The sequence below is a fragment of the Streptomyces sp. 378 genome (genome assembly GCF_030124145.1).
In the GTDB taxonomy this organism is placed as follows: Bacteria; Actinomycetota; Actinomycetes; order Streptomycetales; family Streptomycetaceae; genus Streptomyces.
In genome coordinates, this window is record NZ_JASKMS010000047.1 from 16,211 (window position 1) to 42,254 (window position 26,044).

A 26,044-nucleotide genomic window follows, 5' to 3' on the forward strand; every position below is an offset into this window, starting at 1 on the left:
CCCCCTTCCGCGCCGCTTCAGGCCGTCGGCAGCCAGCCCACCTTGCCCGCCAGCAGCGCGTACCCGACGAACGCCCCGATGTCGAGCAGCGAGTGGGCCACCACGAGCGGGCCGACGCGCCCCCAGCGGCGGTAGAGGTGGACGAAGACGACACCCATGACCATGTTGCCGATGAAGCCGCCGATGCCCTGGTAGAGGTGGTACGAGCCGCGCAGCACGGCGCTGCCGGCCAGCGCCGCCGTCGGAGTCCAGCCCAGCTGGCCCATGCGGCGCAGCAGATAGCCGACGACGATCACTTCCTCCAGCACGGCGTTCTGGATCGCCGAAAGGATCAGCACCGGGTACTTCCACCACACCTCGGGCAGCGCCTCGGGCACCACGGTGAGGTTGAAGCCGAGACCGCGGGCCGCGAGATAGAAGGCGATGCCGGTGCTGCCGATGACGGCCGCGATCGCCGCCCCGCGGCCGAGGTCGGGCCAGGGCCGGGTGCGGTCGAAGCCGATGGTGCGCAGGCTCGCGCCCTCACGCAGCAGGAAGTGCGCGACGAGTGCGACGGGCACGAGGGCCGTGGTGATGCCGAAGAGCTGCCAGGCGAGGTCGAGCCAGGGCCGGCCGGGCGCGGCCGAGGCGTTCAGCGTGGCCGCCTGGTCCTTGAGCCCGCCCGGTTTGGTGACCGACCCGACGAAGCTGATCAGCGCGGACACTCCGCTCGCGCCCAGCGAGAGCGCGAGGACGAGCAGTGTCTCGTGGCGGAGCATTCGCCGTGAGAGCCCCTGCTGCGGATCGGGATCGCCCACCGGGCTCGTCTCCGCCTGCACACCCGCCTCCACTTCACCGACCTGTCGGATCAGTATGGCGGCAACGGAATGTCACCCCGGCAGCGGTGTCATCCCAGCGACACCGGCTCCCGCAGCCCCACCGGCCAGCTGTGCACCGGCTCTCCCTTGTGCATCAGCTCGCGGTAGCGCCGGGTCGCGGCGGCCAGGGCGTCCTCCCGGGAGAGGCCGGCGTCCAGTGCCTTGTGGAAGGTGGCGGCCTGCCAGCTCGCCCCGTTCACCCGGCGGCGGCACCGTTCCTCGATCACGCCCAGGTACAGATCGCGGTCGGCCGGCTCGACACCCCAGGCGTCCAGCCCCGCCTCGGCGAGCGGCAGCAGCTCGTCCCGGACCAGGCTCACGGCGTCGACCTCGGCGGTGCCGCCGTACCGGCCGCGCCGGGGCCAGGTGAAGCGGGCGTCGATGCCGTCCTTGCACGCGGCGTCGAAGTTGGCGGCGGCCGCCTCGAAGGGCAGCCGGGACCACACCGGCCGGGACTCCTCCGCGAGCGCCCGCACGACACCGTAGAAGAAGGCCGCGTTGGCGATGACGTCGACGACGGTGGGACCGGCCGGCAGGACGCGGTTCTCCACGCGCAGGTGCGGGACGCCGTCGGCGATGCCGTAGACCGGGCGGTTCCAGCGGTAGATCGTGCCGTTGTGCAGGACGAGTTCGGCGAGCGAGGGTGTGCCGCCCCGGTCGAGGACCTTCAGCGGGTCCTCGTCGTCGCAGATCGGCAGCAGGGCCGGGTAGTAGCGCAGGTTCTCCTCGAAGAGGTCGTACGCCGACGTGACCCAGCGCTCCCCGAACCAGGTGCGCGGCCGGACTCCCTGGGCCTGGAGCTCGGGCGGGCGGGTGTCGGTGGACTGCTGGAACAGCGGGGGCCGCGACTCGCGCCACAGCTCGCGGCCGAAGAGGAAGGGCGAGTTGGCGCCGACGGCGATCTGCGCGGCGGCGACCGCCTGGGCCGCGTTCCACACGTCGGCGAAGCGGGCCGGGGTGACCTGGAGGTGCAGCTGCACGGAGGTGCAGGCGGCCTCGGGCGCGATGGACTTCGAGGTGCAGCTCAGGTGCTCCACCCCGTCGATGTCGAGGGTGAACTCCTCGCCGCGGGCGGCCACGATCTGATCGTTGAGGAGGGTGTAGCGGTCGACGTCGGAGAGGTTCGACGACACCAGGTCGTCACGGTCGAGAGTCGGCAGAATACCGATCATCACAATACCGGCGTCGACCTCGCCCGCTTTTCGGTCGGCATATGCCAGCGACGTACGGAGTTCCTCCGCGAGCCGGTCGAATACCCGGCCCCCCAGACGGTGTGGGGGGATGTTCACTTCCAGGTTGAACATGGCGAGTTCTGTTTGGAAATCACGACTCGCGATGCGTTCGAGGACTTGCCCGTTCAACATTTTCGGCATGCCGTCGGCGCCTGCGAGATTCAATTCGATCTCCAGCCCCATCAGGTTCTGGGGGCGATCGAACCGCTTCTCCGCCAGGAGTCGCTCCAAGCCCGTCAGACACTGACGCAGCTTGTCGCGGTAGCGCTGGCGATCGGACAGGTCGAACCGGCCTGCCACGACCTTCTCCCCCATCGAAGCGTCCCTTCTCGGTGATGCGGGCCGGGATCCGGCTGCCCGGGTCCCGGTCAGGTGGAGGATGCCCAGCGAAAGCGATCGATAACGTCCCACGCGGGTCCGCCGGCCGCTACGCTGGCCATGTGTGACCAGTGGCACATTCACTCGGCATGACGCACCGGACGGGTTTCGGGTCCCGAGAACTCGTGAAAAACGCCGACAAGAATACGCCGACCGGCTCGCGGACATTCACCGAGGTCATCGCCGTACACCCCCGCTCGGAATCGGGATGATTCTCGCGTATCGCCGACCGAATGTACCCTTGTTCTACTCACCGGAAACGGCTAGACGAAACACAGTCTGAACCCGTGTCGTATAAACTCCGCGACAAGGCAGAAGGTTGGCGCCCACGGTCGACGGGTCCTGCCGCCGAGGCGACGCGGATCCCACCCCCCTCCTCCCGTTCACGACCCGGCCCCTGCCCTTCTGACCCTCGTGAGCTGACAGCGCCGTCCGCCCCCGCCCTCGCGCCACCGTGCCTTTGAATGAGAGGCGACCCACCATGCCGCTGCATGTCCCTCCGGCTCCCGCGCCCGCACTCCGTTCCGTCCTGACTGCACTCTCCTCTCCCACCGCGGTCCGCGAGGCGCGAACTCCCTCGATGCTCGGCACGCGGGGACCCGCCACACCCGAGCTCCCGCTGCCCGTGCACGTCCTCGACCACGTCACGGCCGAGGGCGTCTCGGCGACCCGACTGGCCGGGTGGCGCTTCCTGATCCGCTGCGGCGACCACGCCGTGGCCGCGGCGGAGACCATGCTGACTGCCGACGGCTGGGCCTTCTCGCACTTCTTCGAGGGTCCGTACATCACCTCCACCGAGCGCGCCCTGAGGCAGGCGGAGACGATGCCGCAGCCGTACCAGCCCCGGCTGCTGTCGGTGCCCGGCCTGTACATGCTGACGCTCTGGCTGCACGAGGACTGCGCCGCGGACGGCGCCGAGGGACACCCCGCCGCCACCGATCTGCTCGTGCCGCTGGCGCCCGCGCCTCCCGGCATCGCGGCCCACCGTCCGCACCGCGTCGCCGAACTGCTTCCGGTGCTGACCCACCGGGCGGCTCCCACCGGACTGCTCGGCTCACCCGCCTGAAGAGCCGCGAACTCCCCGTACCCCGTCGCCGCACTCCGGCGGCGGGGTCGTTCTTGTGCCACCCGACCGCTCACACGAACGTCTTTTCGCTCATGCGATCGCTCTGAGGAGCGCCTCATGGCTCGTACGAGCCGGAATTGCCGTCGGCCCGGGCGGACTAGCCCTATCCGGCCACTGCGAACCACCCGAAGGGACGGCCCAGTTGGGATGAACCGTCCACGCGGGTGACGCGTCATGAACCTGTGAGAAGCCGTGACGCGAAATCCCTGCGGATCGACGCCCGTGGGGCAACACTGGGTTCCGACGACTTATCACAACGGGGGGCGGCCATGAACGACACTTCTAGCCGCGGAACAGACACGACCGACTCGACCGACGCAGTCTCATCGTCCATCTCTACCCAGCGAAAGAACCCACCCATGTGCCAGCACCAGACCCAGTGCCCCTCAGCCGACTCCGCCGACCGGGAATCCGCCCGCCTCGTGGCGCACCACCCGGAACAGGGATGGAGCCTGCTGTGCAACGGCGTGGTGCTCTTCGAGGACACCGGCGAGCTCCTGCCGGACGGCCGGGCCATCGCGCCGCACCGTCCGCTGGCGGGCCAGGTGATGACGGCCGCCTGAGGCCGTTCGGCGGGGAGACGCCCCGCCGGCAGAGATGAGGGGCCGGCCGCGGGACACCCCGCGCACCAGCCCCGAGGCATATGCGGGGGTCGTCACTTTCCGTCACCCGCGGCCACGTGCCGTTCCCGGCTCGTGCGCCTTCCCACAGGGGCCCCACTTCCGGAAGACTCCTGGAAGTTTCGCGGTCACCCGTCGACGGAGGTGGGCAAGTGGGAGCACGTGAGGCCGGCGCCGGGGGCAAGGTCACGATCACGGAGATCGCCCGGCAGGCCGGCGTGTCCGTACCGACCGTGTCCCGGGTCGTCAACGGCCGGTCCGACGTGTCGCCGCAGACCCGGGCCCGCGTCGAGGACCTGTTGCGCCGGCACGGCTACCGCAAGCGCCCCACGGCTCCCGGCACCCGTGCCGCCCTGCTCGACCTGGTCTTCGACGACCTCGACAGCCCCTGGGCCGTGGAGATCATCCGGGGGGTCGAGGAGGTCGCGCACGCGGCCGGGGTCGGCACGGTGGTGTCGGCCATCCACGGGCGGTCGGGTGACGCCCGCGAGTGGATGCGCAATCTGCGGGCCCGCGCCTCCGACGGCGTCATCCTCGTCACCTCGGCCCTGGACCCGACGCTGCACGAAGAGCTGCGGATCCTGGGCGTGCCCCTGGTGGTCGTCGATCCGGCGGGGTCGCCCTCCCTGGACGCCCCCACGATCGGCGCCGCGAACTGGTCGGGCGGTCTGGCGGCCACCGAGCATCTGCTGTCCCTCGGACACCGCAGGATCGGCCTGATCGCCGGACCGCCCCGCCTGCTGTGCTCGCGGGCCCGGCTGGACGGCTACCGCGCCGCCCTGGAGGGCGCCGGCATCTCGCCGGACGCGTCCCTCGTGGTCACCGGCGACTTCCGCCCCGAGTCCGGTTTCACCGCCTGCACCACGCTGCTCGGCCTGCCCGAGCCGCCGACCGCCCTGTTCGCGGCCAGCGACCAGATGGCACTCGGCGCGATCGAGGCATTGCGCCGGCACGGGCTGCGGGTGCCACAGGACATGAGCGTGGTCGGCTTCGACGACCTCCCGGAAGTCCGCTGGTCGGCCCCGCCCCTGACGACGATCCGCCAGCCCCTGGCCGACATGGGCGAACTGGCCGTGCGCACGGTGCTCCGGCTGACCCGCGACGAGCAGCCGGACTCACCGCGCGTGGAGCTCGGCACCGACCTGGTGGTACGGGCGAGCACCGCACCACCGGCCTGAGCCCCCGTACGGGGAAGGGCGCCCCGCCACCCCCGGTCCGGCAGGGCGCCGCCCACCCCCGCTACCGCCCCCCGAGCGCCGAACGCAGCGCGAAGTACGCGGGCTTGCGCCGCAGTTCCTCGTCCCACGGCAGAGCCGCGCCCTCGCCCGGGAAGACCGCCGGGATCCACGAGTACTTGTCGGTGTAGTCCCACAGCGTGATGCCGACACACCGGCGGACCGCCAGGCACGCCTCGGTCAGGTCGGCGTACCACTGGGCCTGCCGGGCCAGCTTCTCCTCCGTCGCGGGCAGTTGCATCCGTATGTCGACCTCGGTGAGGGCGGTGTCGAGCCCGAGCCGGGAGAAGCGGCGGAGGTTGTCCTCCACGGTGTCCGGATAGCCGTACTGCAGGGCCAGGTGGGCCTGGAAGCCGATGCCGTGCAGCGGGACGCCCGCGGCCTTCAGTTCCTTGGCCAGCCGGTGGTAGGCGTCGCTCTTCGGGCCGATCCCCTCGATGTTGTAGTCGTTGAGGTACAGCTTGACGCGTGGATCGGCCTGGTGCGCCCAGCGCAGCGCGTCGGCGATGTAGCCGGGCCCGAGCGTCTTGTAGAAGACCGACTCCCGGTACGTGCCGTCCTCGTTGAACGCCTCGTTGACGACGTCCCAGGCGAATACCTTGCCCCGGTAGTGCCGTACCTCGGTCTGGATGTGCTTCTTCAGCACGGCTCTCAGCTCCGGGGCCGTCCACTGCCTGCTCGTGATCCACTCGGGCAGCTGGCTGTGCCAGACCAGGGTGTGGCCGCGCACCTTCTGCCGGTTGGCCCGGGCGAGATGCACGATCTCGTCGCCCTGGGAGAAGTCGAACACGCCCTGCTGGGGCTCGGTGGCGTACCACTTCATGCCGTTGCCGGGCGTGATCTGGTCGAACTCGCTGCCGAGCAGGGCCTTGTAGGGCCCGTCCACGAGCTCGGGATTGTCGGTGGCGCTGCCGAAGTAGCGGCCGTGCCGCTGGGCGAGGTCGGCGAGGGTGGGCTGCTGGTGACCCGCCTGGGCGGGCGTGCCGGCGCCGATGCCCGCGGCGACCAGGAGCGCCGTGACGGCGCCGACGAGTCTCAGACGGTTCTTGCGCATGGTGCGACTCCTCACGACGGGGATGGGCGAGAACAGAGCCGTACGTCCGCGGCGCGCGTCAGCCCTTGGTGGCGCCGGCGGTGAGACCTCCGACGAGTTGACGCTCGGCGACGGAGTAGAACGCGAGGGCGGGGACCATGGCCAGCACCAGATAGGCGAAGACCTTGGCGTACTCCGCGGAGTACTGCCCCTGGAACTGCTGGACGCCGATCGGCAGCGTCCACCACTGCGCGTCGGTGAACACCAGCAGCGGCAGGAAGAAGTTGTTCCAGCTGGTGACGACGGCCAGCACGGAGACGGTGCCGAGCGCGGGCCGCGCCATGGGCAGCAGCACCCGCCAGAAGAAGCCGAACGAGCTGCACCCGTCGAGTGTGGCCGCCTCCTCCAGCTCGCCGGGGATCTGCCGGAAGAAGCCCCGCAGGATGATGATCGTCATGGGCAGCCCGAAGGCGGCCTGCGGGAGGATCACGCCGAGCGGGTTGTCCAGCAGGTTCAGGGAGCGCAGCAGCAGGAACAGCGGCAGGGCCGCCACCGCGAACGGGAACATCAGCCCCATGGTGAACAACGTGAACAGCGCCTCGCGGCCACGGAAGGCGAACCGCGCGAAGGAGAAGGCCGACAGGGCGGAGACCGCGACGATCAGGACGGTCGTGCCCACCGCGATCAGCGTGCTGTTGCCGATCAGCCGCCAGAAGTCCCCCGAGCCGAGGATCTGGGTGTAGTTGGAGGTCACCCACGACTCGGGCAGACCGACCGGGTTGCGGGAGAGCTCGTCGGTGGACTTGAAGCCGGAGAGCACGGCGTAGAGCAGGGGGACGGCCATGACCGCTCCGACGACGGTCAGTACGAGGTGCAGGCCCCAGGTCCTGCCGCCCCCACGCGTCTTCTGACTGGTGTTCACTTCGCGTCACCCCGCATGGTCGTGGTGGCCCCTTCCAGGTCGCGCCGGAGGACGAACCGCTGGTAGGCGAGGGCGAAGACGAGGCTGATGCCGAACATGACCACGCTGATCGCGCTGGCGTAGCCGACCTGGTAGCGCTTGAAGCCGTACTGGAACATGGTCACGGCCATGGTCTCGGAGTGGTGGTCGGGGCCGCCCGCGGTGGTGACCCACACCAGGTCGAAGAGCTGGATCGCCCCGATGACCGACAGGAAGACGCTGATGCGCAGGGTGGGCGCGAGCAGGGGCAGGGTGACATTGCGGAACCGCTGCCAGGCACTCGCCCCGTCGATGAGCGCCGCCTCGGTCAGTTCCCGGGGGACCGCCTGCAGTCCGGCCAGGTACAGCATCATGTGGAAGCCGAAGTACTTCCAGGTCATGACCAGGAACAGGGTCGCCATGACGGTGGACGGATCCGCGAACCACTCGCCGCCCAGCCCCGCCAGCCCGATCCTGTCGAGGACCTGGTCGGCGAAACCGTCGTCCGGGGCGAAGATCATGCCGAAGAGGATTCCGGTGATGGCCTCGGACAGGACGTACGGGGCGAAGAACAGCATCCGGTACACCGCCCGCCCGCGCATCCGCTGGTTGAGCAGGACGGCCATGGCGAGCGCGAACGGCAGCTGGACGGCGAGCGACAGCACCACGAGGACCAGGCAACGCCACAGGTCGCCGAGGAAGACGTCGTCCTGGAAGAGCCGGGTGAAGTTCTCGCCGCCGATGTAGTCGGACGGCATGCCGAAGCCGCCCCAGCGGAAGAACGCGGCGTAGAGGGCGAACAGCATCGGCAGCAGCACGAGTCCGGCGAACAGCACCAGGGCCGGGAGCTGGAAGCCGGCCGCGGTGAGCCAGTGCAGTGCGCGCCGCCGGGCCCGCCCGGTGGGCCGGTCCGCGGCCGGGGGCGGGGCACCGCCACCGGTACCGGTCCGTTTGTCCGGCAGGAACGTGGAGGTCATCGCCGGCTACTGCTCTTCCTTCGCGGTCTTCGTGATCGACTGGGCGACCTGCCCGGGCGACTTGGAACCGGCGATGAGCGCGGCCACGCTGTCGTTGACCTCCTGGCCGACGGCGGGCGCGTACGCCTGGTCCAGATAGAGCTGGAAACCGGTGGCCGCCTTCAACTGGGCTTGAACCGCCTTGATGTTGGGGTCGGCGATGGCGCTTTCGGCCGCGGGCACCACGGGAAGGACACCGGTCTTCTTGACCAGTTCGAGGTCGGTGGCCTCGGACGCGAAGAACTCGAGGAAGTCGACGGCCGCCTGCGGGGCGCCCCGGCGCAGCGCGTGCCCGCCGCCTCCGCCGAACACCTCCGTGATGGCGCCCTTGCCGCCCTCGACCGCGGGGAACGGGAAGAATCCGAGGTCCTTGCCGAGGCCCTTGCCCGCGTCGGCCTGAACCGTGGGCGCCCACTGGCCCATGAGCTCCATCGCCGCCTTGCCGTTGCCGACGGTGGCGGCCTGGCCGGTGGGGGTGGAGTAGGCGGCGCCCAGGTATCCCTTCTGGAAGGGCTGGAGGCCGACGAGTTCCTTCAGGTGCTCGCCCGCTTCCACGAAGGGCGCACCGGTGAAGTCCTTGGCGTCGTAGGCCTTCTGGAGCGCCTCGGCGCCGGCGGTGCGCATCGCCAGGTAGGCCCAGTAGTACATGCCGGGCCACTTCTCCTTGCCTGCCAGTGCCAGCGGGGTGACCTCGGCGGCCTGGAGCTTGCGCACGGCGTCCAGGAAGCCGTTCCAGGTGGTCGGCGGCTCGGCTATGCCGGCCTTCTTGAAGAGCGCCTTGTTGTACCAGAAGCCGATCATGCCGATGTCGAACGGGATGCCGTAGGTCTGGTCGTCGATGAGGTACGGCTCCCTGGCGACCGGCAGCAGGGCGTCGGCCCATGGCTTGGTGCGGTCCGTGAGGTTCTCGACGAGGCCGGCGTCGACCTGCTGCTTCAGCACGCCGCCGCCCCAGGTGTGGAAGATGTCGGGCAGCTTCCCGGAGGCGGTCAGTGCCGTCATCTTCGACTTGTAGGCGTCGTTCTCCATCTGGACGATCTTTATCTTGACCTTGGGGTTCTGCGCCTCGAACTTCCGGGCGAGGGCGGCCCAGACGTCTTTGGAGGGCTGAGTGGTGGAAATGTTCCACCACTCGATCGTGGTCGTCCCCGACGCCCCTCCGTCCGAGTCCCCGCCGCATGCGGTCAGTGCCGTCATCCCCAGACCGGCCGCGGCGGAGGCCGCCAGGAAGCCGCGGCGGGACAGTGCGGGGTCGCCCATCATGCGCTCCTCGAAAGTTTCGAATGAGATTCAGAAAGCTTCGCTGTTGCCGCACCCTAGAGACACCGGCCAAACGGTGGCAACCCCTTGTACACGGTGAATCTTTCACTGACGCAGGCAGTGGACGAGGGGGGCGAAACATTCGGAACGCTGCACGAACGTTACGAGACGTGGATGACGGCCATCACACAGAGTGGCCGTCGATCGGCCGACGGATCGGCGTCGCCCTCCCGCGAGGCAGAGCCGTCCCCGTCTCTCAGCTCGCGTTTCCCCAGGTACGCCGGCCCCGGCGGCAGTCTTAGCGGAAGCTTGACGATCCCGGTCCCCTCACGCACGGGCCACGGCATCACGCTCCGCTTACGCTGATCCGGCCGTCCGGTGATGGCCGAAAATCACCGAACCGCACATCGGGAGCACGTCGACGGCCACCACCGAGCACCCCTCACCGCGCCACCTTCGGCCCACTCCACCCGGCCGCGCGCCTGGATGGTGGAGGTCCTGTCGGACGTGGGCGAGAGCGGCGGCCACACCGGGCCCCATGCCGAAGCGGAGCCCCGCACCGGGGTCAGCCATGGTGGCGGGTGATGTGCCTGACCGGTGTCGACTCCTGCTCGCCCCTCGGACACCAGCCCGAATGGACCGAGGGCGGCCCTTCGCCAACCTCCTGCGCCTCTTCTGTTCGGCCAGGGCGAGGTCGCGCCGGTGACCCGCGAGGTCCTGCGCGAGGCGGAGCCGGACCGGAAGCGGCGGCCGAGGGTGCACGTGGGGCGAGTCAGGCGGTCGCCCGCCTGCGGCCGAAGCCCCTGCGCGGCGGGCGCACCACGATCTGGCCGTAGCGGATCTCACCCGTGATCCGTATCCGCAGCAGGACGGGGGCGGCGGCCGGTCGGCGGGCCTTGATCTCGGAGTAGCGCATCACCAGACCGCCGGTGTCCACCACGACACCCGGCCGGGTCAGCAGCTTCAGGACGCCGGCGCGCAGGTCCAGGTCGATGTCCAGCGTGTCGTGCGTGATCACCGCGTCGGTGAGGTCGAGCGTGACCTCACCCCACGCCGAACGGATCTCCAGCCGCCGCGGCACCGTCCAGCCGTCGCCCCGCCGGGTCGAGGCCCCTTCCTGCCGGATCCGGACGACCTCCTCCTCCCCGACAGGTGCCTGGCCGGCCGGCGCGGGCAGATCCGCCGTCAGCACGACGAGTTCACTCACCGTGCGGGCGGACAGCGCGGCCTCCAGCCGCTCGTCCAGCTCCTCCAGCGTCAGCCGACCCTCGCCCGCGGCGACACGCAGTACGTCCACGGTCCGGTCCCGTTCCGCGTGCGACGCCCGCACCTCGGGCGATCCACCGGTCCGCGCGATCTCGGCCGCCATCACTCCACCCCCGACCCCCGGGCATGCCGCCCGGCCCACCCACTGACCCCTAACGCTATATCGCGTTATACCCATCGGCCAACCCCGCGTCCGCCCCGCCCTCCCTCCACCCCTATCGTGACCGGCATGCAGTCCTACACGATCGGCCAGGCAGCACGGCTGCTCGGCGTGAGCCCGGACACCGCCCGGCGCTGGGCGGACGCGGGCCGCATCACGACCCACCGCGACGAGGCCGGGCGCCGCGTCATCGAGGGGCGGGACCTGGCCGCCTTCTCGGTCGGACTCGCCCGGTCCGGCGCCGCCGAAGAGGACACCCCGTACACCTCCGCCCGCAACGCCTTCCCCGGCATCGTCACCGCGATCAAGCTCGGTGACGTCGCCGCCCAGGTAGAGATCCAGGCCGGTCCGCACCGGCTCGTCTCGCTGCTCACCCGCGAGGCGGTGGAGGAACTGGGCCTGGAGGTCGGCATGGAGGCGACGGCCCGGGTGAAGTCGACGAACGTCCACATCGACCGCGTCTGAGCGGGGCCTCCTCAGCGCCTCCGACGGCATCCATCGGACCCGGCGCAACCAGTTCCCCAACACGGCCACGGGCATCACGGCCGGCGACGCGATGACGTCCGTCCGCGTCACGGCCGAGGGGAGCTGACCGCCGGCATCACCAGGGACGCCGCGGACGGCCTCGCGCTGTCGCCCGGGACCCCCGTCGTCGCCCTGCTCAAGGCGACCGAGGTGGCACTCGCCACCGCGTGAACGCGCCGGTCAACGGCGGAAGGGGCCCCGCACCGCGAAGCCCCTCCCTGTGACCGGTCGGCCGGTCAGTCCTCGTACGCGTCCAGCGGCGGGCAGGAGCAGACGAGGTTCCGGTCGCCGAAGGCCTGGTCGATACGGCGCACCGGCGGCCAGTACTTGTCGGCGGCCGACACCCCGGCCGGGAAGACGGCCTCCTCGCGGCTGTAGGCGTGCTCCCACGCCCCGGCGAGCGCGCCGGCGGTGTGCGGGGCGGCGCGCAGCGGGTTGTCATCCTCGGGCCACTCGCCGGAGCCGACCTTCTCGATCTCCGCGCGAATGGCGATCATGGCCTCGCAGAAGCGGTCCAGCTCCGCCAGGTCCTCCGACTCGGTCGGCTCGATCATCAGCGTCCCGGCCACCGGGAAGGACATGGTCGGCGCGTGGAAGCCGTAGTCGATCAGCCGCTTGGCGACGTCGTCGACGCTCACTCCGGTCGCCTTGGTCAGGGGCCGCAAGTCGATGATGCACTCGTGGGCCACAAGACCGTCGGGGCCGGTGTAGAGCACCGGGTAGTGCGGCTCCAGCCGCTTGGCGATGTAGTTGGCGCTGAGCACGGCCACCTGCGTGGCCCGCTTCAGCCCTTCACCGCCCATGAGCCGGACGTACGCCCATGAGATGGGCAGGATGCCCGCGGAGCCCCACGGCGCCGCGGAGACGGGTCCGACACCCGTCTCGGGGCCCGCCTCGGGCTGCAGCGGGTGGTTCGGCAGGTAGGGGGCGAGGTGCTCGCGCACCGCGACCGGGCCGACACCCGGACCGCCGCCGCCGTGCGGGATGCAGAAGGTCTTGTGCAGGTTCAGGTGCGAGACGTCGCCGCCGAAGTGCCCGGGCTTGGCCAGCCCGACGAGCGCGTTGAGGTTGGCCCCGTCGACGTAGACCTGCCCACCCGCCTCGTGGACCTGCGCGCAGATGTCGGCGACGTGCTCCTCGAACACACCGTGGGTGGACGGGTAGGTGATCATCAGCACGGACAGCTCGTCGCGGTACTGCTCGATCTTCGCCCGCAGGTCCTCGACGTCGATCTCGCCGTCCTCGGCGGTCTTCACGACGACGACCTTCATGCCCGCCATCACCGCGCTGGCGGCGTTGGTGCCGTGCGCGGACGACGGGATCAGGCACACGGTGCGCTGCTCGTCCCCGTTGGCCCGGTGGTACCCGCGGACGGCGAGCAGGCCGGCCAGCTCGCCCTGCGACCCGGCGTTCGGCTGGAGGGACACCTTGTCGTAGCCGGTGACCTCGGCGAGGCGGTCCTCCAGCTCGTGGATGAGGGTGAGGTAGCCCGCGGCCTGCTCGGCGGGCGCGAAGGGGTGCACCTGCCCGAACTCGGGCCAGGTGACCGGCTCCATCTCCGTGGTCGCGTTGAGCTTCATGGTGCAGGAGCCCAGCGGGATCATGCCGCGGTCGAGCGCGTAGTCCCGGTCGGCGAGCCTGCGCAGGTAGCGCAGCATGGCGGTCTCGGAGCGGTGCTGGTGGAAGACGGGGTGCGTCAGGTAGTCGTCGGTCCGCAGCAGGGCGTCCGGGAGGCTTTCGTCCGTGGCCGCGTCCAGCGCCTCGATGACGCCCTCGACCCCGAAGGCGGCCCACACGGTCCGCACCTGGGCGCGTGTCGTGGTCTCGTCACAGGCGATCGAGACGTGGTCGGCGTCGACGGAGCGCAGGTTGACCCCGTGGTCCCGGGCGGCGGCCACGACCTCGGCGGCCCGGCCCTCGGCGCGCACGGTCAGGGTGTCGAAGTAGGAGCCGTGCACGACCTCGACACCGCCGTTCGCCAGCCCGGCGGCGAGGACCGTGGCATACCGGTGGGTGCGCCGCGCGATGCCCTTGAGGCCCTCCGGGCCGTGGTAGACGGCGTACATGCCGGCCATGACGGCGAGCAGCACCTGAGCGGTGCAGATGTTGCTGGTGGCCTTCTCACGGCGGATGTGCTGCTCGCGCGTCTGCAGCGCCAGCCGGTAGGCCTTGTTGCCGTCGGCGTCCACGGACACACCGACGAGCCGCCCGGGCAGGCTGCGCGCCATCTTGTCCTGGACGGCCATGTAACCGGCGTGCGGCCCGCCGAATCCCATGGGCACACCGAAGCGCTGCGTCGTCCCGACCGCGATGTCCGCTCCGAGCTCACCGGGGGACTTCAGCAGCGTCAGCGCCAGCAGGTCGGCGGCGACGGTGACGAGCGCGCCGAGCTCGTGCGCCCGGTCGATGACCGGCTTGATGTCGCGCACGGCGCCGGAGGCGCCCGGGTACTGGATCAGCACGCCGTTGATCTCGCGCTCGGCGATATCGGCGGGGATGCCGTCGCTGAGGTCGGCGACGACCACCTCGACGCCCGTCGGTTCCGCACGGGTCTGGATCACCGCGATGGTCTGCGGCAGCGCGTCCGCGTCGACCAGGAACAGACCCTTCTTGTTCTTGCCCAGCCGCCGCGACAGCGCCATGGCCTCGGCGGCCGCGGTGCCCTCGTCGAGCAGGGAGGCGCCGGAGGTCGGCAGTCCGGTCAGCTCGGCCACCATCGTCTGGAAGTTGAGCAGCGCCTCGAGGCGGCCCTGTGAGATCTCCGGCTGGTACGGCGTGTAGGCCGTGTACCAGGACGGGTTCTCCATCACGTTGCGCATGATGACCGGCGGCGTGAACGTGCCGTAGTAGCCGAGACCGATCATGGAGCCGAGGACCTCGTTGCGGTCGGCGAGGGAGCGCAGCTCGGCGATCACCTCGGCCTCGCTGCGGGCGCCCGGCAGGTCCAGTGCCTCGGCGCTCTTGATCACGGCCGGGACAGCGGCGGCGGTGAGCTCGTCCAGCGAGCCGTAACCGACCTGGGCGAGCATCTTGGCGCAGGCCTCGTGGTCGGGGCCGATGTGGCGCTGCTCGAAGGGGACTGCCTCTTCGAGCTCGGAGAGCGGAATGCGGTGGGCGGTCATTACGGAGGCCTCCTGGTCGACACGACCTTCGAGGGGCACCACGGCACGGGTACCCGGACGGCCTCCCCCTCTGTCATCTCAACCTGAGAGCTTCACCGGATCGCCCGAAGGCCTCCGGCTTTCACCGTCGGTGAGAGCGGAAGCCGTCGACACCCGCTCTGCTTTCCAGAGTGACCTCGTCCGTGCGGTACGTGAGCCTGAGAGATTCCGGGGAGGATTTGCTCCTTCGGCGCCTCCGATGATGTCTGGAGGACTCTCCCGCACGGGGTCAACAGCCGCTGCCAGCGTACCAGCGAGGTCAACGCACGAACCTTCGAGTGGCCGCATCCCCGCTTGTACCGTTTTGTAGTGTTTACGGATGAGGTGCGACCATGTGGAGGGCCCGTGCGAACCGATATCGATCCGCGCAACCTGATCGGCCGCAAGGCGTTCGACCGCAACGGGACCAGGATCGGCACCATCGACGAGGTCTACCTCGACGACGCCACCGGCGAGCCGGAGTGGGCGGCCATACGGACCGGCCTGTTCAGCAGGGACGCCTTCGTCCCCCTGGAGCCCAGTGAGCTGATCGACGGCGCCCTCCACGTCCCCTTCGAGCGCGCCCTGATCAAGGAGGCCCCCGATTTCGGCGTGGGCCGCCACCTCTCCCCGGAGCAGGAACTGCAGCTCTACCACCACTACGGTCTCGACGTCGCCGCCCCGCCCCCGCTCCCGGACCACGACTTCGGCAAGCTGGCGGGCACCGACGAAACGGCGTGATCCCCCGCGCCGGGCGCCGCCCCTCCCTCGTCCGGCTCCCGTAACACCAACGGCAACGGATCCGCCGCCTCCAGATCCGGATCGTCGACCCGGAAGGTCCGCACACGCCCCGGCTTCGAGGAGGGCGTCTCGAACCGCACCGTGACCCGCCCCAGGCCGCTGCCCTGCACCCAGCCGTGCCCGAACTCGGCGTGCCGCACGTCGTGCCCGGCAGGCCAGCTGCGCTCAGCGAGCACCGGCTGCTCCTCGGCCGGCGTCGCCACGCGCTCCTCGACCAGACCCTGCGCGACCGTCCGCTCCCCCGCCGCCTGCGCGAACAGGTCCTCCTGCGTGTAGTCGGCGAGCCCGCTGACCCCCACTCCGAGCAGCCGCACCCCGCCCGTGGTGTCGACCGAGTCCAGCAGTCTGGCCGCCGCCTCCCGGATCACCGCGGGATCGTCCGTCGGGCCGCGCAGCGTCTCGGACCTGGTGAGCGTCGAGAAGTCGTAGCGCCGCACCTTCAGCACGATGGTCCGCCCGGACAGCCGGGCCTCGCGCAGCCGCCGCACGCACCGCTCGGCCAGCCGCTGCACCTCCAGCCCGACGCGCGTCCGGTCGTGGATGTCCACGTCGTAGGTGTCCTCGACGGACACCGATTTCGTCTCGCGTTCCGCCACGACGGGCCGGTCGTCGCGCGCCAGCGCCATGGCGTACAGACCGTGCCCGTGCGCCTTTCCCAGCAGCCGGACCAGCTCGTCCTCGCCCGCCTCGACGATCTCTCCGACGGTGGTGATCCCGGCCCGCCGCAGATGGTCACCCGTAGCCGGCCCGACCCCCGGCAGCGTCCGCACCGACATCGGCGCGAGCATCGCCCGCTCGGACCCCGGCTCGATCAGCACCAGCCCGTCCGGCTTGGCCTCCTCCGAGGCGATCTTCGCGAGCATCTTGGAGGCGGCCAGCCCCACCGACCCCGTGAGCCCGGTGACCGCCCGGATGTCCGCGCGCAGCTTCACCCCGGCCAGCCGCGCCGACCGCTCGTCCCAGGCCACCTGGCCGGCCTCCAGGTCTACGAACGCCTCGTCCAGGCTCAGCGGCTCCACCAGCGGCGACAGCGCACGCAGCAGCTCCATCACGCGCTCGCTGATCGACCGGTAGAAGGTGAAGCGCGGCACCAGGTAGGCGGCATGGGGGGCGAGCCGCCGGGCCTGGCCCATGGGCATCGCCGAATGCACCCCGAAGACCCGCGCCTCGTACGACGCGGTCGCCACCACGCCGCGCGGCCCGAGCCCGCCCACGACCACGGCCTTCCCGCGCAGACTCGGCTTGGACGCCTGCTCCGCCGAGGCGAAGAAGGCATCCATGTCCAGATGCAGGATCGTGGGCGCGGTTCTCACACCTCCGATGCTGCCCTACGCCACTGACAGCACCTCGCGCGACCGCCCGGATCGCCCCGTGGGAAACCGCTCACGGCCCGGTGCGGAAACGTCCCGCCCGGTGCGTCCGGCGGCCTCTGCCCGACGACTCAGACGGCCCGGTTGCGGCGCCGCGCCAGCTCATCCGCCGGGTTGGGCCCGACCAGGGTCTCGCCGGTGTCGATCCGCTCGCCGTGCAGCTGGGACAGCGCGTTCTCGACGTCTCGCCACACCACGCCCACGGCGATCCCGAAGACGCCCTGGCCGCCCTGGAGGAGGGCGTGAACCTCGTCGGGCGAGGTGCATTCGTAGACCGTCGCGCCGTCGCTCATCAACGTCATGCGCTCCAGGTCGCTGAAACCGCGTTCCCTGAGGTGCTGGACGGCCGTGCGGATGTTCTGCAGCGACACACCCGTGTCGAGGAACCGCTTGACGATCTTCAGGACGACCACGTCGCGGAAGCTGTACAGCCGCTGCGTCCCGGACCCGTAGGCGGGGCGCACGCTCGGCTCGACGAGCCCGGTGCGGGCCCAGTAGTCCAGTTGCCGGTAGGTGATACCGGCGGCCGCACAGGCCGTGGGGCCGCGATAGCCGATCTGCTCGGACGCCATGGACGCCGTCCCTCCGCTGCTCGGCACCACCGTCGGTCGCTGCGGAGCGTGATCGGCCGCGCCACCGGGCTGGGGGCACCCCCCGCCCGGGAGGGGCCGTGAGCCGGGGGGAGGGTACGGACCGCTCACCCGGAGACTGCGCTCGGGGCCGCCCCCAGCCGTACCGTCGCCGCTGCTTCTCACGCCGACCTCCGTCCTTGACCTGCCTTCTCGACGGTAGGCAGTCACCAGGGGTGCGTCAACGATCGCCACACTCGCCACGCCGAGTGATAATCACCCTGAGAGTGGTTTCCCGTGCCCCACCGCGGGGAAAGGCTAGCCGAATGCGGTCGGCACGGACCGCGTGACGCTCACACTCGCCAGCGGCACATGCGGGCATTTCACCCCGTCACACACGGCGGGCGACCCCGCCGCGGACCACGTCGTCCGCCGGGCCGCCCACACGACTCACCGACCGCTGCCGCCGACCTCGGAGCTCACTGACTGCTGCTGCCGAAGTCCTCCGGAGAGATCTGGTCGAGGAACTCGCGGAACTTCTCCACCTCGTCCTCCTGCTCGTCCGGGATCGCGATACCCGCGTCGTCGAGCACCGTGTCACTGCCGTAGATCGGCGTCCCGGTGCGCAGCGCGAGCGCTATGGCGTCGGACGGACGGGCGCTCACCTCCACGCCGCTGGCGAAGACCAGCTCCGCGTAGAAGACGCCCTCACGCAGGTCCGTGATGCGCACTTCCGTGAGCTCCTGGCCGACCGCTTCCAGCACGTCCTTGAAAAGGTCGTGGGTCAGCGGCCGCGCGGGAGCCATGCCCTGCTGGGCGAAGGCGATCGCCGTCGCCTCCCCCGGTCCGATCCAGATGGGGAGGTAACGGTCGCCTCCCACTTCACGCAGCAGCACGATCGGTTGGTTGGAGGGCATTTCGACCCGGACACCTACGACATCGAGCTCGTTCACACAGCAACCCTAGGCCGTGCTCGGGACGTTTGGGTAGTCGGGCCCGGACCGAGCGCCTGATCCGGCCCCCCGAACCCCCGGCCGCGTCAGGGCAGCCGCACCCCGAGCGCCGTCTGCACCAGCGCGGCGTGCAGCTTCACCGTGAGCCCCGCCAGCTCCCTCGTACGATTTTCGGCGTGAGCCCTGGTCTGCGGATTCCGGTGCCGCCGCAGCGGGGCCACCACCTGGTCCACGAGGCCGGCCTCACGGTCGGCGGCGGCCTTCATCACCCGCAGATGCCGCGGCTCGATCCCGAACCGTCCGAGTTCGCCGATGAGCGAGGCGACCGTGACCGCCTCCGCGTCGTAGGCCCCGTCCTCCAGTGGAGTGAGCAGCCCGTAGGACTCCCACTCCTTGAGCTCCTGCTCGTCGACGCCGGCGGCGGCGAGCAGCTCCGCGCGCCCGATCCTGGCCACCGTGGGCCCCCGGGACGGCTCGTGCGCGGCTTCACCGTCCCGCTGACGGCACACGACCGGCAGCGGAACCGCATCGCCGCGCTCCATGGCCTCCAGGTGCTCCCTGATGACCTTCAGGGGCAGGTAGTGGTCCCGCTGCATCCTCAGGACCTGCCCGAGACGCTCGACGTCGCGGGCACTGAACTTGCGGTACCCCGACGGGCTCCGCTGCGGCTCGATGAGCCCCTCCGACTCCAGGAAACGGATCTTGGAGATGGTCACTTCGGGGAACTCGTCGCGCAGCACGTTCAGCACCGTGCCGATGCTCATCAGTCCACTGTCCGTGGCGGCGGCGCCGTGTCCGGCACCGCCGCTCGGTGTTTGAAGCATGGACCTTCCCTGACGGACGGACCTTCGCTGGGGCCTCGGAGCCCGGTCAGTAGCCCCGCTGGCTCGCGTAGAAGACCAGCCGGTACTTGCCGATCTGCACCTCGTCGCCGTTGTTCAGGGCGACCTGGTCGATCCGCTCACGGTTCACGTACGTGCCGTTCAGGCTGCCCACGTCGGCCACCGTGAACGAGCCGTCCTGTCCACGGCGGAACTCCACGTGCCGCCGGGACACCGTCACGTCGTCCAGGAAGATGTCGCTCTGCGGATGACGGCCGGCCGTGGTCAGATCGCCGTCCAGCAGGAAGCGACTGCCCGAATTCGGACCGCGGCGCACGACCAGGAGCGCCGAGCCCAGCGGCAGCGCGTCCACAGCCGCCTGCGCCTCCGGGGACAGGGTCGGCATCGGAGTCTGGCCGGTGGTCTCGCTGTCGTAGGCCTCGAGACCGGAAATGGAGATCGTGGAGGTCGTCTCGGAGGGACGCTCCGGCGCCGCACCCGCCCGCAGCGGCGCGCCGCAGTTGGAGCAGAAACGGCTGTTCTCCGCGTTGCGGTTACCGCACCTCGTACACACCAGGGCCGACATCGGATCCTCCTGCCGCGGCTGCCCCCCGGGGGCGTTGGACGCGTACGGGTCGGAAAACCCTCCACCCGCACCTGAGGTTGACGGTTGCCCGAAACCTATGCCGCCGGGCTGCGCAGGGTCAACCGACGGCGCGCCCTGACCACCGGAAACATCGCCGCCCGGGCCGCCGACCTGGTCCCGGAACAGCGGCCGCTGGCCTTCCGCGTCAGGCTGTGCGCGATGACGAGCGGTGGCGTTGTCGCTGCCTTCTCGCGCGCTCTTGCCGAACAACTTCGCAAACAACTTCACGGGCGATTCCCCTTGACCGAAACAGACCCGCCCGTGGGGCAGGACGAACCCTGACTGAACACTCTGGCCGACCCGGACATCCTGACAACGTCCGTCTGCACCAGACAGTTTCCACCACGCACCGCCCATTCGGTGCGCCGACCCCCCGCAACCTCATGCCCTCGCCCGACGCCGCCCATGCACCCCCGGTTCACTGCGAGGACGACCGAGCGTAGTCAGGCCGCTTCGCTGCTCGCAAGGCGTCCACGACGATCTTGGTCGACCTCTCGATCATCACGGTGGCGTGTTCCTTCTCGAGAGTCTGCACCACGCCTCCGGGGATGTTGAGCGCCGGCTCGAGATCCTGCGGTTTGCCGATGACCTTGAAACGATAGGGTGCGTTGATCTTGTTCCCGTCGACGCCGACGCCCTTGCCCGAGTCTGTCAGGTACGTACCGGCGACGACCCGTACGCCGTTGACCTGGATCGCCTCGGCACCCGCCGCGCGCAGCTCCTGAATCGCGTCGAGCAGCATGTCCGCCTCGACCGTCGCCTTCGTGTCCTGGATCGTCATGGTGATGCCGGGCCCCTGCGCGGCCACCGTGCCCGCGAGGATGCCGAGTTGCCTCTCCTTCTCGATCGTCTGCTTCCGGGCCTCCTCGGCCTGGTCGGAGCTGTTCTCCAGCTCGTCGCGCTGCTTCTCGAGACCTTGCTTCTCGTCCTCTAGACGCTGAGTACGATCGTCCAGTTCATCGAGGATGCGGACAAGATCTTCCTGCCGCGCACCACGCAGGGCGCTGTCGCTGTCGCTGTTCGAGGCCACCTGCACGGCCAGCCCGAAGCCGAGACCGAACAGCAGTACCGCGACGATGAGTTGGGCCCGGGTGACACGCGGCGGCCACAGCCCCTGCACCAGCCGCTGCCGACCGGTCAGCCGCGCTTCGGATTCCGGCTGGGGCTCGGGACCGGGCTGCGGTTCCGGTGCCCGCTCGCGCCCGGGCTCCGGCTCCCGCGGGGCCTCCTCGACGGCAGGCGCCACCGGTGGCACCTCCTGGGGCAGTTCCTTGCGCAGCCCGCTCCCGGATGCGGACCCGCCCCGGCTCGTACGCGCGTCGCCCTGCTCCCCCGCGGGCGTCTTGTCGTGATCGCTCATCGGCTTCACGCCCGGAACACGTGCCGGCGGATCGCCGCGGCGTTGGAGAAGATCCGGATACCCAGGACGACCACCACACCGGTGGACAGCTGGGCACCCACGCCCAGCTTGTCGCCCAGGAACACGATCAGCGCGGCCACGACCACGTTGGACAGGAACGACACCACGAAGACCTTGTCGTCGAAGATGCCGTCGAGCATGGCCCGCAGACCCCCGAAGACGGCGTCGAGCGCCGCCACGACAGCGATCGGCAGATAAGGCTCGACCACCGCCGGAACCTCAGGCCGGACCAACAGGCCGGCCACGACTCCCACGACGAGGCCCAGTACGGCGATCACGATGTGCCCTTCTCGCTCTTCTCAATGCTCGGCTGTGCTGAACGTACGGTCACACGCGGCGCGGCAGGCAGCCGGAGGTCGTCCTCCACCGAGATGCCTGTCCTGATGCCGTAGCTCTCCTGCAAGACGTTCAGATACAACCCGTCCGCGCTGTTCTGGAACCGCGTGCTCAGCCGCTGCCCGTCCCCCACCGCGAGCACCGTGTACGGCGGCACCAGCGGTTTGTTGTCGACCAGTATGGCGTCCCCCGCGGCCCTGATCGCGGACAGCGCCGTCAGCCGCTGCCCATTGATGGAGACGGCCTCGGCGCCCGACTCCCACAACCCGTTGATTACACGCTGCATGTCCCGGTCACGCACCCGGCCGGTGTCGGAGAACCCGGAGGTCTCCCGCGGGTTGCCGTCACCACCCGAAACGGCTTCCTTGGCGTCGTTCACCACGAGCTTCACGCCCGGGCCGTGCACCGCGACCGCGCCGGACAGGATGCCCATCACATCGGAGACCCCGCTGCCGCCACTGTGCTTCAGCGCCTCGCTCTGGCGCGCGCTCACGTCCGCGCGCAGTTCGTCGACGGAGTCCTCCAGCTTGTCCGCCGCCTCGGTCTCCCGGCCGATGCGGTCGACCAGCTCTCCCCGTTCCTTGGCGACGACCGGAGCGGCGACCCGCGCCTGCGCCGCTCCGACGGTCACGACGAGAGCCGCCAGCACCAGGCCGGCGGCGAGTCCGAGCTTCGCTCTGAGCGTCCTCGGCATGCCGCTGTCGCCCGCGGCCTTCTTGCGCTCGGCGGCCTCGGCATAGCCGTCGTCGAGGCTGTGGTCCATGACGTTGGTGAGCAACGACATGGAGGCGTCCGGGCGCCGGGGCCGCGCGGGTGTGCTCCGAATGGGGGGTTGCTGCGGCATGTCGCACATCGTCGCATGTCGCGAGCACTACCTCCGAACGGGCCCACCGGCGTGCCGGACAGGCCCGTTGGGACACCTGTCCGGCACGTACGCGTGCATTCCGTTCTACCGGCCGGCGCTGTCCACGACCGCCGACCATTCGTCCAGCAAGGCCTGCGCGGAGGCGTCGTCCGGCCCCTCGGCCCACAGGTGGGTGACGGCCTCGGCCGGGTCGGGCAGCACCATCACCCAGCGGCCGTCGGTCTCCACCACCCGCACACCGTCCGTGGTGTCCACGAATCGGTCTCCGGCCGCTTCGACGACCCGCCGCATCACGAGCCCCTTGACGGCCCACGGTGTCGCCAGATCCCGCTTCAGGACGTGCGCCCGCGGGATCCGCGCGTCGATCTGGCTGAGCGTGAGCTGCGTCCGCCCCACGAGCCCGATGAGCCGCACGAACGCCGCGGTGGCGTCGTACACGCTGCTGAACTCGGGGACGATGAAACCGCCCTTGCCGTCGCCGCCGAAGATCGTCCCCTCCTCACCGCCCACGCGGGTGAGGTCGTCGGGAGAGGTGGTCGTCCACTCGACCTGCGTCCCGTGGTACGCCGCCACCTGCTCGGCGATCCGGGTCGTGGTCACCGGCAGCGCGACCCGGCCGCTGCGCCGCTCGGCGGCGACGAGGTCCAGCATCACGAGCAGCGCCCGGTCGTCCTCGATGATCCGGCCCTTCTCGTCCACGAGGGACAGCCGTTCACCGACGGGGTCGAACCGCACGCCGAACGCGGCCCCCGAGGACGCCACGATCTCACCGAGCCGCACCATCCCGGACCGCCGCATGTCGGCGGTCTCGGTCGGCCTGGACTCGTCGAGACCGGGATTGATCGTCAGCGAGTCGACACCGAGCTTGCCGAGGAGGCTCGGCAGCACGAGTCCGGCGCTTCCGTTGGACGCGTCCACGACGACCTTCAGCCCGGATTCGGCGATCCCGGTCGTGTCGACGTTCCGCAGCAGCGACCCGGTGTACGAGTCGAAGACACTGGCCGGGAAGTGCAGGTCACCGATCTCCCCGGGGAAAGCACGGCGGTACTCCTGCCGCGCGAACACCCGGTCCAGCTTCCGCTGGCTGCCCTGCGACAGGTCGGCGCCCTGCCCGTCGAAGAACATGATGTCGACGGAGTCCGGCACCCCGGGAGTGGTGCGGATCATGATGCCGCCCGCACTGCCTCGCGCGGTCTGCTGCCGGGCCACGGGCAGCGGCACGTTCTCCAGGTCCCGCACGTCGATCGCGCTGGCCTGCAGCGCGGAGATCACCGCCCGCTTCAGGGCGCGGGCACCACGCGAGTGGTCACGGGCCGTGGTGACGGTCGAACCCTTCTTCAGGGTCGTGGCATACGCACCGGCGAGACGCACCGCGAGTTCCGGAGTGATCTCCACGTTCAGGATGCCGGAGACACCGCGCGCGCCGAAGAGGTGCGCCTGTCCCCTGGATTCCCAGATCACCGAGGTGTTGACGAAGGCGCCGGCCTCGATCGTCTTGAACGGGTAGACCCGGACGTTGCCCTGGACGATCGATTCTTCACCGATCAGGCACTCGTCACCGATGACCGCCCCGTCCTCGATCCGCGCCGCGCGCATGATGTCGGTGTTCTTGCCGACCACGCAGCCGCGCAGATTGCTGTGGGGTCCCACATATACGTTGTCGTGGACGACGGCCTTGTGCAGGAACGCGCCGCTCTTGACGACGACGTTGGAGCCCACCACGGTGTGCTCACGGATTTCGGAGCCGGCCTCGACCTTGGCGTAGTCACCGATGTAGAGGGGTCCACGGAGCACGGCGTCCGGATGGACCTCGGCCCCCTCGGAGACCCATACGCCCGGAGAGATCTCGAAACCGTCGATGTCGACGTCGACCTTGCCCTCCAGGACGTCGGCCTGCGCCTTGACATAGCTTTCGTGGGTGCCGACGTCCTCCCAGTAGCCCTCGGCGATGTAGCCGTAGACGGGCTTGCCTTCCTTCATCAGCTGCGGGAAGACATCGCCGGACCAGTCGACGGGCACGTCGGGCTCGACGTAGTCGAAGACCTCGGGCTCCATCACGTAGATGCCGGTGTTCACGGTGTCGGAGAAGACCTGGCCCCAAGTGGGCTTCTCGAGGAAGCGCTCCACCTTGCCTTCCTCGTCGACAATGGTGATACCGAATTCCAGCGGATTGGGCACTCGCGTCAGGCAGACGGTGACGAGCGCGCCCTTCTCCTTGTGGAAATTGATGAGCTCGGTGAGGTCGAAGTCCGTCAGAGCATCGCCGGAGATGACGAGGAAGGCATCGTCCTTCAGCGCCTCTTCGGCGTTCTTGACGCTTCCGGCGGTTCCGAGTGGCTTCTCCTCATTGGCATAGGTGAGCTCCATACCAAGCTCTTCGCCGTCACCGAAGTAGTTCTTGACCAGTGAGGCCAGGAACTGGACAGTCACGACTGTTTCGTTGAGCCCATGCCTTTTGAGCAGCCGCAGAACATGCTCCATGATCGGCCGGTTTGCCACCGGCAACAGCGGCTTCGGCATGCTTGAGGTCATAGGGCGAAGGCGCGTGCCTTCGCCTCCGGCCATCACAACGGCCTTCATGTCGGAAGCGTCCTCCTCGAAGAGACGGTCTAGCCGACTTCCCCCGCCAGGATTGTCCCGCACTTGTCCCACACGGGCCATCGCTCCGCCGTGGCAGCAGGACCATCCGGGGCTTCAATCGGCCGTGGCATCCGCTCGGACCAGGCGGCGGACTTGTACCACGTAGAGGACTCCTGCCCACCAGTACAGCGTTGTACCCCATCCGGCGAACGCCCATCCGAAAATGGCAGCCAGTGACGAGATCCAGCCGGTTCCGTCACTGAGCAGAAGCAGTGGGAAGGCGTACATCAGGTTGAAGGTGGCGGCCTTACCCAGGAAGTTCACCTGCGGCGGCGGGTAGCCGTGCCGGCGGAGGATGCCCACCATGACCAGCAGGACGAACTCTCGCGCCAGAAGTACAGCGGTCAACCAGAGGGGCAGAATCTCCCGCCAGGTGAGGCCGACCAAGGTCGAGAGAATGTAGAGCCGGTCGGCCGCGGGATCGAGGAGCCGGCCGAGGCTGCTGATCTGATTCCAGCGACGCGCGAGCTTGCCGTCCAGATAGTCGCTGATGCCGCTCAGGGCCAGGATCAGAAGGGCCCAGCCGTCACTCTTGGGCCCACCGAACTCAGGCCACAGGATCAGCCACAGGAAGACGGGTACGCCGACGAGGCGAGCCATGCTGAGGATGTTCGGGATGGTGAGCACACGGTCCGTCTGGACGCGAGTCTCCTGAACCTCCACCCGGGGGCCTCCTGTGAGAAACGTGCCAACGATGCCCCCTGACCCTACCTCAACGCAAAAAAGCTCTGGCTCTCGGGCTGCATGCCCAAGAGCCAGAGCTCTAAAAGGAGTTCGGCGGCGTCCTACTCTCCCACAGGGTCCCCCCTGCAGTACCATCGGCGCTGTAAGGCTT

General features: G+C 69.8%; 23 protein-coding genes, 1 pseudogene and 1 riboswitch. Of the genes and pseudogenes, 6 read left to right on the forward strand and 18 right to left on the reverse strand.

The features are described 5' to 3' along the window. Window positions 1–17: 17 nt before the first annotated feature. Both QNO09_RS37140 and QNO09_RS37145 read right to left on the reverse strand, forming a co-directional pair. Entirely contained in the window at window positions 18–818 is an 801-nt protein-coding gene (locus QNO09_RS37140) for a CPBP family intramembrane glutamic endopeptidase (RefSeq protein WP_451523832.1), read from the reverse strand. 68 nt (window positions 819–886) lie between these two features. Then, window positions 887–2,404, reverse strand: a complete 1,518-nt coding sequence (locus QNO09_RS37145; RefSeq protein ID WP_283974650.1) for a glutamate-cysteine ligase family protein — start codon at window positions 2,402–2,404, stop codon at window positions 887–889. Window positions 2,405–2,948: 544 nt separating this feature from the next. Between QNO09_RS37145 and QNO09_RS37150 the strand changes: the two genes are divergently transcribed. The 3 genes from QNO09_RS37150 (at window position 2,949) to QNO09_RS37160 (ending at window position 5,391) form a co-directional block, all read left to right on the forward strand. Beyond that, on the forward strand, window positions 2,949–3,533 hold the full coding sequence (locus tag QNO09_RS37150) for a hypothetical protein (protein WP_283974651.1): 585 nt from the start codon (window positions 2,949–2,951) through the stop codon (window positions 3,531–3,533). A 419-nt stretch (window positions 3,534–3,952) separates the two neighbouring features. After that, window positions 3,953–4,156: a DUF5999 family protein gene (locus QNO09_RS37155; RefSeq protein ID WP_030835828.1), complete on the forward strand. Its 204-nt coding sequence runs from the start codon at window positions 3,953–3,955 to the stop codon at window positions 4,154–4,156. 209 nt (window positions 4,157–4,365) lie between these two features. After that, entirely contained in the window at window positions 4,366–5,391 is a 1,026-nt protein-coding gene (locus QNO09_RS37160; protein ID WP_283974652.1) for a LacI family DNA-binding transcriptional regulator, read from the forward strand. A 61-nt stretch (window positions 5,392–5,452) separates the two neighbouring features. Here the strand turns inward: QNO09_RS37160 and QNO09_RS37165 are convergent, their stop codons facing one another. The 5 genes from QNO09_RS37165 to QNO09_RS37190 form a co-directional block, all read right to left on the reverse strand. Then, complete coding sequence (locus QNO09_RS37165; RefSeq protein WP_283974653.1) at window positions 5,453–6,502, reverse strand: endo-1,4-beta-xylanase; 1,050 nt, start codon at window positions 6,500–6,502, stop codon at window positions 5,453–5,455. A gap of 58 nt (window positions 6,503–6,560) precedes the next feature. Beyond that, on the reverse strand, window positions 6,561–7,325 hold the full coding sequence (locus QNO09_RS37170) for a carbohydrate ABC transporter permease (RefSeq protein WP_451523866.1): 765 nt from the start codon (window positions 7,323–7,325) through the stop codon (window positions 6,561–6,563). A gap of 74 nt (window positions 7,326–7,399) precedes the next feature. Then, a complete protein-coding gene (locus tag QNO09_RS37175; RefSeq protein ID WP_283974655.1) occupies window positions 7,400–8,398 on the reverse strand; it encodes a carbohydrate ABC transporter permease in 999 nt (332 codons plus the stop codon). A gap of 6 nt (window positions 8,399–8,404) precedes the next feature. Further along, entirely contained in the window at window positions 8,405–9,697 is a 1,293-nt protein-coding gene (locus QNO09_RS37180; protein ID WP_283974656.1) for an extracellular solute-binding protein, read from the reverse strand. Window positions 9,698–10,469: 772 nt separating this feature from the next. Next, entirely contained in the window at window positions 10,470–11,066 is a 597-nt protein-coding gene (locus QNO09_RS37190) for a DUF1707 SHOCT-like domain-containing protein (RefSeq protein ID WP_283974657.1), read from the reverse strand. Between the two features lie 126 nt (window positions 11,067–11,192). On the opposite strand from QNO09_RS37190, the gene QNO09_RS37195 reads away from it, so the two are divergent. After that, on the forward strand, window positions 11,193–11,588 hold the full coding sequence (locus QNO09_RS37195; protein WP_283974658.1) for a TOBE domain-containing protein: 396 nt from the start codon (window positions 11,193–11,195) through the stop codon (window positions 11,586–11,588). A gap of 96 nt (window positions 11,589–11,684) precedes the next feature. Further along, window positions 11,685–11,819: pseudogene (locus QNO09_RS40145) on the forward strand (TOBE domain-containing protein); the annotation flags it as partial. 65 nt (window positions 11,820–11,884) lie between these two features. On the opposite strand, the gene gcvP reads toward QNO09_RS40145, so the two are convergent. After that, window positions 11,885–14,770, reverse strand: a complete 2,886-nt coding sequence (gcvP, locus tag QNO09_RS37200) for an aminomethyl-transferring glycine dehydrogenase (RefSeq protein ID WP_283974659.1) — start codon at window positions 14,768–14,770, stop codon at window positions 11,885–11,887. Window positions 14,771–14,945: 175 nt separating this feature from the next. Then, window positions 14,946–15,041: riboswitch (glycine riboswitch) on the reverse strand. Between the two features lie 113 nt (window positions 15,042–15,154). Between gcvP and QNO09_RS37205 the strand changes: the two genes are divergently transcribed. Then, window positions 15,155–15,529 (forward strand): PRC-barrel domain-containing protein, encoded by a 375-nt coding sequence (locus QNO09_RS37205; protein ID WP_283974660.1) that lies wholly within the window; start codon window positions 15,155–15,157, stop codon window positions 15,527–15,529. Here the strand turns inward: QNO09_RS37205 and QNO09_RS37210 are convergent. The 10 genes from QNO09_RS37210 to clsA form a co-directional block, all read right to left on the reverse strand. Beyond that, window positions 15,448–16,902, reverse strand: a complete 1,455-nt coding sequence (locus QNO09_RS37210) for a DNA polymerase IV (RefSeq protein WP_283974661.1) — start codon at window positions 16,900–16,902, stop codon at window positions 15,448–15,450. The genes QNO09_RS37205 and QNO09_RS37210 overlap by 82 nt on opposite strands. A 128-nt stretch (window positions 16,903–17,030) precedes the next feature. Then, complete coding sequence (locus QNO09_RS37215) at window positions 17,031–17,714, reverse strand: MerR family transcriptional regulator (protein WP_283974662.1); 684 nt, start codon at window positions 17,712–17,714, stop codon at window positions 17,031–17,033. Window positions 17,715–18,007: 293 nt separating this feature from the next. Next, window positions 18,008–18,481: a bifunctional nuclease family protein gene (locus QNO09_RS37220; protein ID WP_003988851.1), complete on the reverse strand. Its 474-nt coding sequence runs from the start codon at window positions 18,479–18,481 to the stop codon at window positions 18,008–18,010. 86 nt (window positions 18,482–18,567) lie between these two features. Beyond that, entirely contained in the window at window positions 18,568–19,305 is a 738-nt protein-coding gene (gene ftsR, locus QNO09_RS37225; protein WP_283974663.1) for a transcriptional regulator FtsR, read from the reverse strand. A gap of 46 nt (window positions 19,306–19,351) precedes the next feature. Further along, window positions 19,352–20,305, reverse strand: a complete 954-nt coding sequence (locus QNO09_RS37230) for a zinc-ribbon and FHA domain-containing protein (RefSeq protein ID WP_150479686.1) — start codon at window positions 20,303–20,305, stop codon at window positions 19,352–19,354. Window positions 20,306–20,366: 61 nt separating this feature from the next. Then, window positions 20,367–21,308 (reverse strand): DUF881 domain-containing protein, encoded by a 942-nt coding sequence (locus QNO09_RS37235; protein ID WP_283974667.1) that lies wholly within the window; start codon window positions 21,306–21,308, stop codon window positions 20,367–20,369. 5 nt (window positions 21,309–21,313) lie between these two features. Continuing rightward, window positions 21,314–21,646, reverse strand: a complete 333-nt coding sequence (locus QNO09_RS37240) for a small basic family protein (protein WP_003988855.1) — start codon at window positions 21,644–21,646, stop codon at window positions 21,314–21,316. Next, a complete protein-coding gene (locus QNO09_RS37245) occupies window positions 21,643–22,557 on the reverse strand; it encodes a DUF881 domain-containing protein (protein WP_283974664.1) in 915 nt (304 codons plus the stop codon). Before QNO09_RS37245 ends, QNO09_RS37240 begins: the two co-directional genes overlap by 4 nt. 96 nt (window positions 22,558–22,653) lie before the next feature. Further along, window positions 22,654–25,149, reverse strand: coding sequence for a sugar phosphate nucleotidyltransferase (locus QNO09_RS37250; RefSeq protein ID WP_283974668.1), 2,496 nt, complete (start codon window positions 25,147–25,149; stop codon window positions 22,654–22,656). Window positions 25,150–25,263: 114 nt separating this feature from the next. After that, window positions 25,264–25,872, reverse strand: coding sequence for a cardiolipin synthase ClsA (gene clsA, locus QNO09_RS37255; RefSeq protein ID WP_283974665.1), 609 nt, complete (start codon window positions 25,870–25,872; stop codon window positions 25,264–25,266). Window positions 25,873–26,044 lie beyond the last annotated feature (172 nt).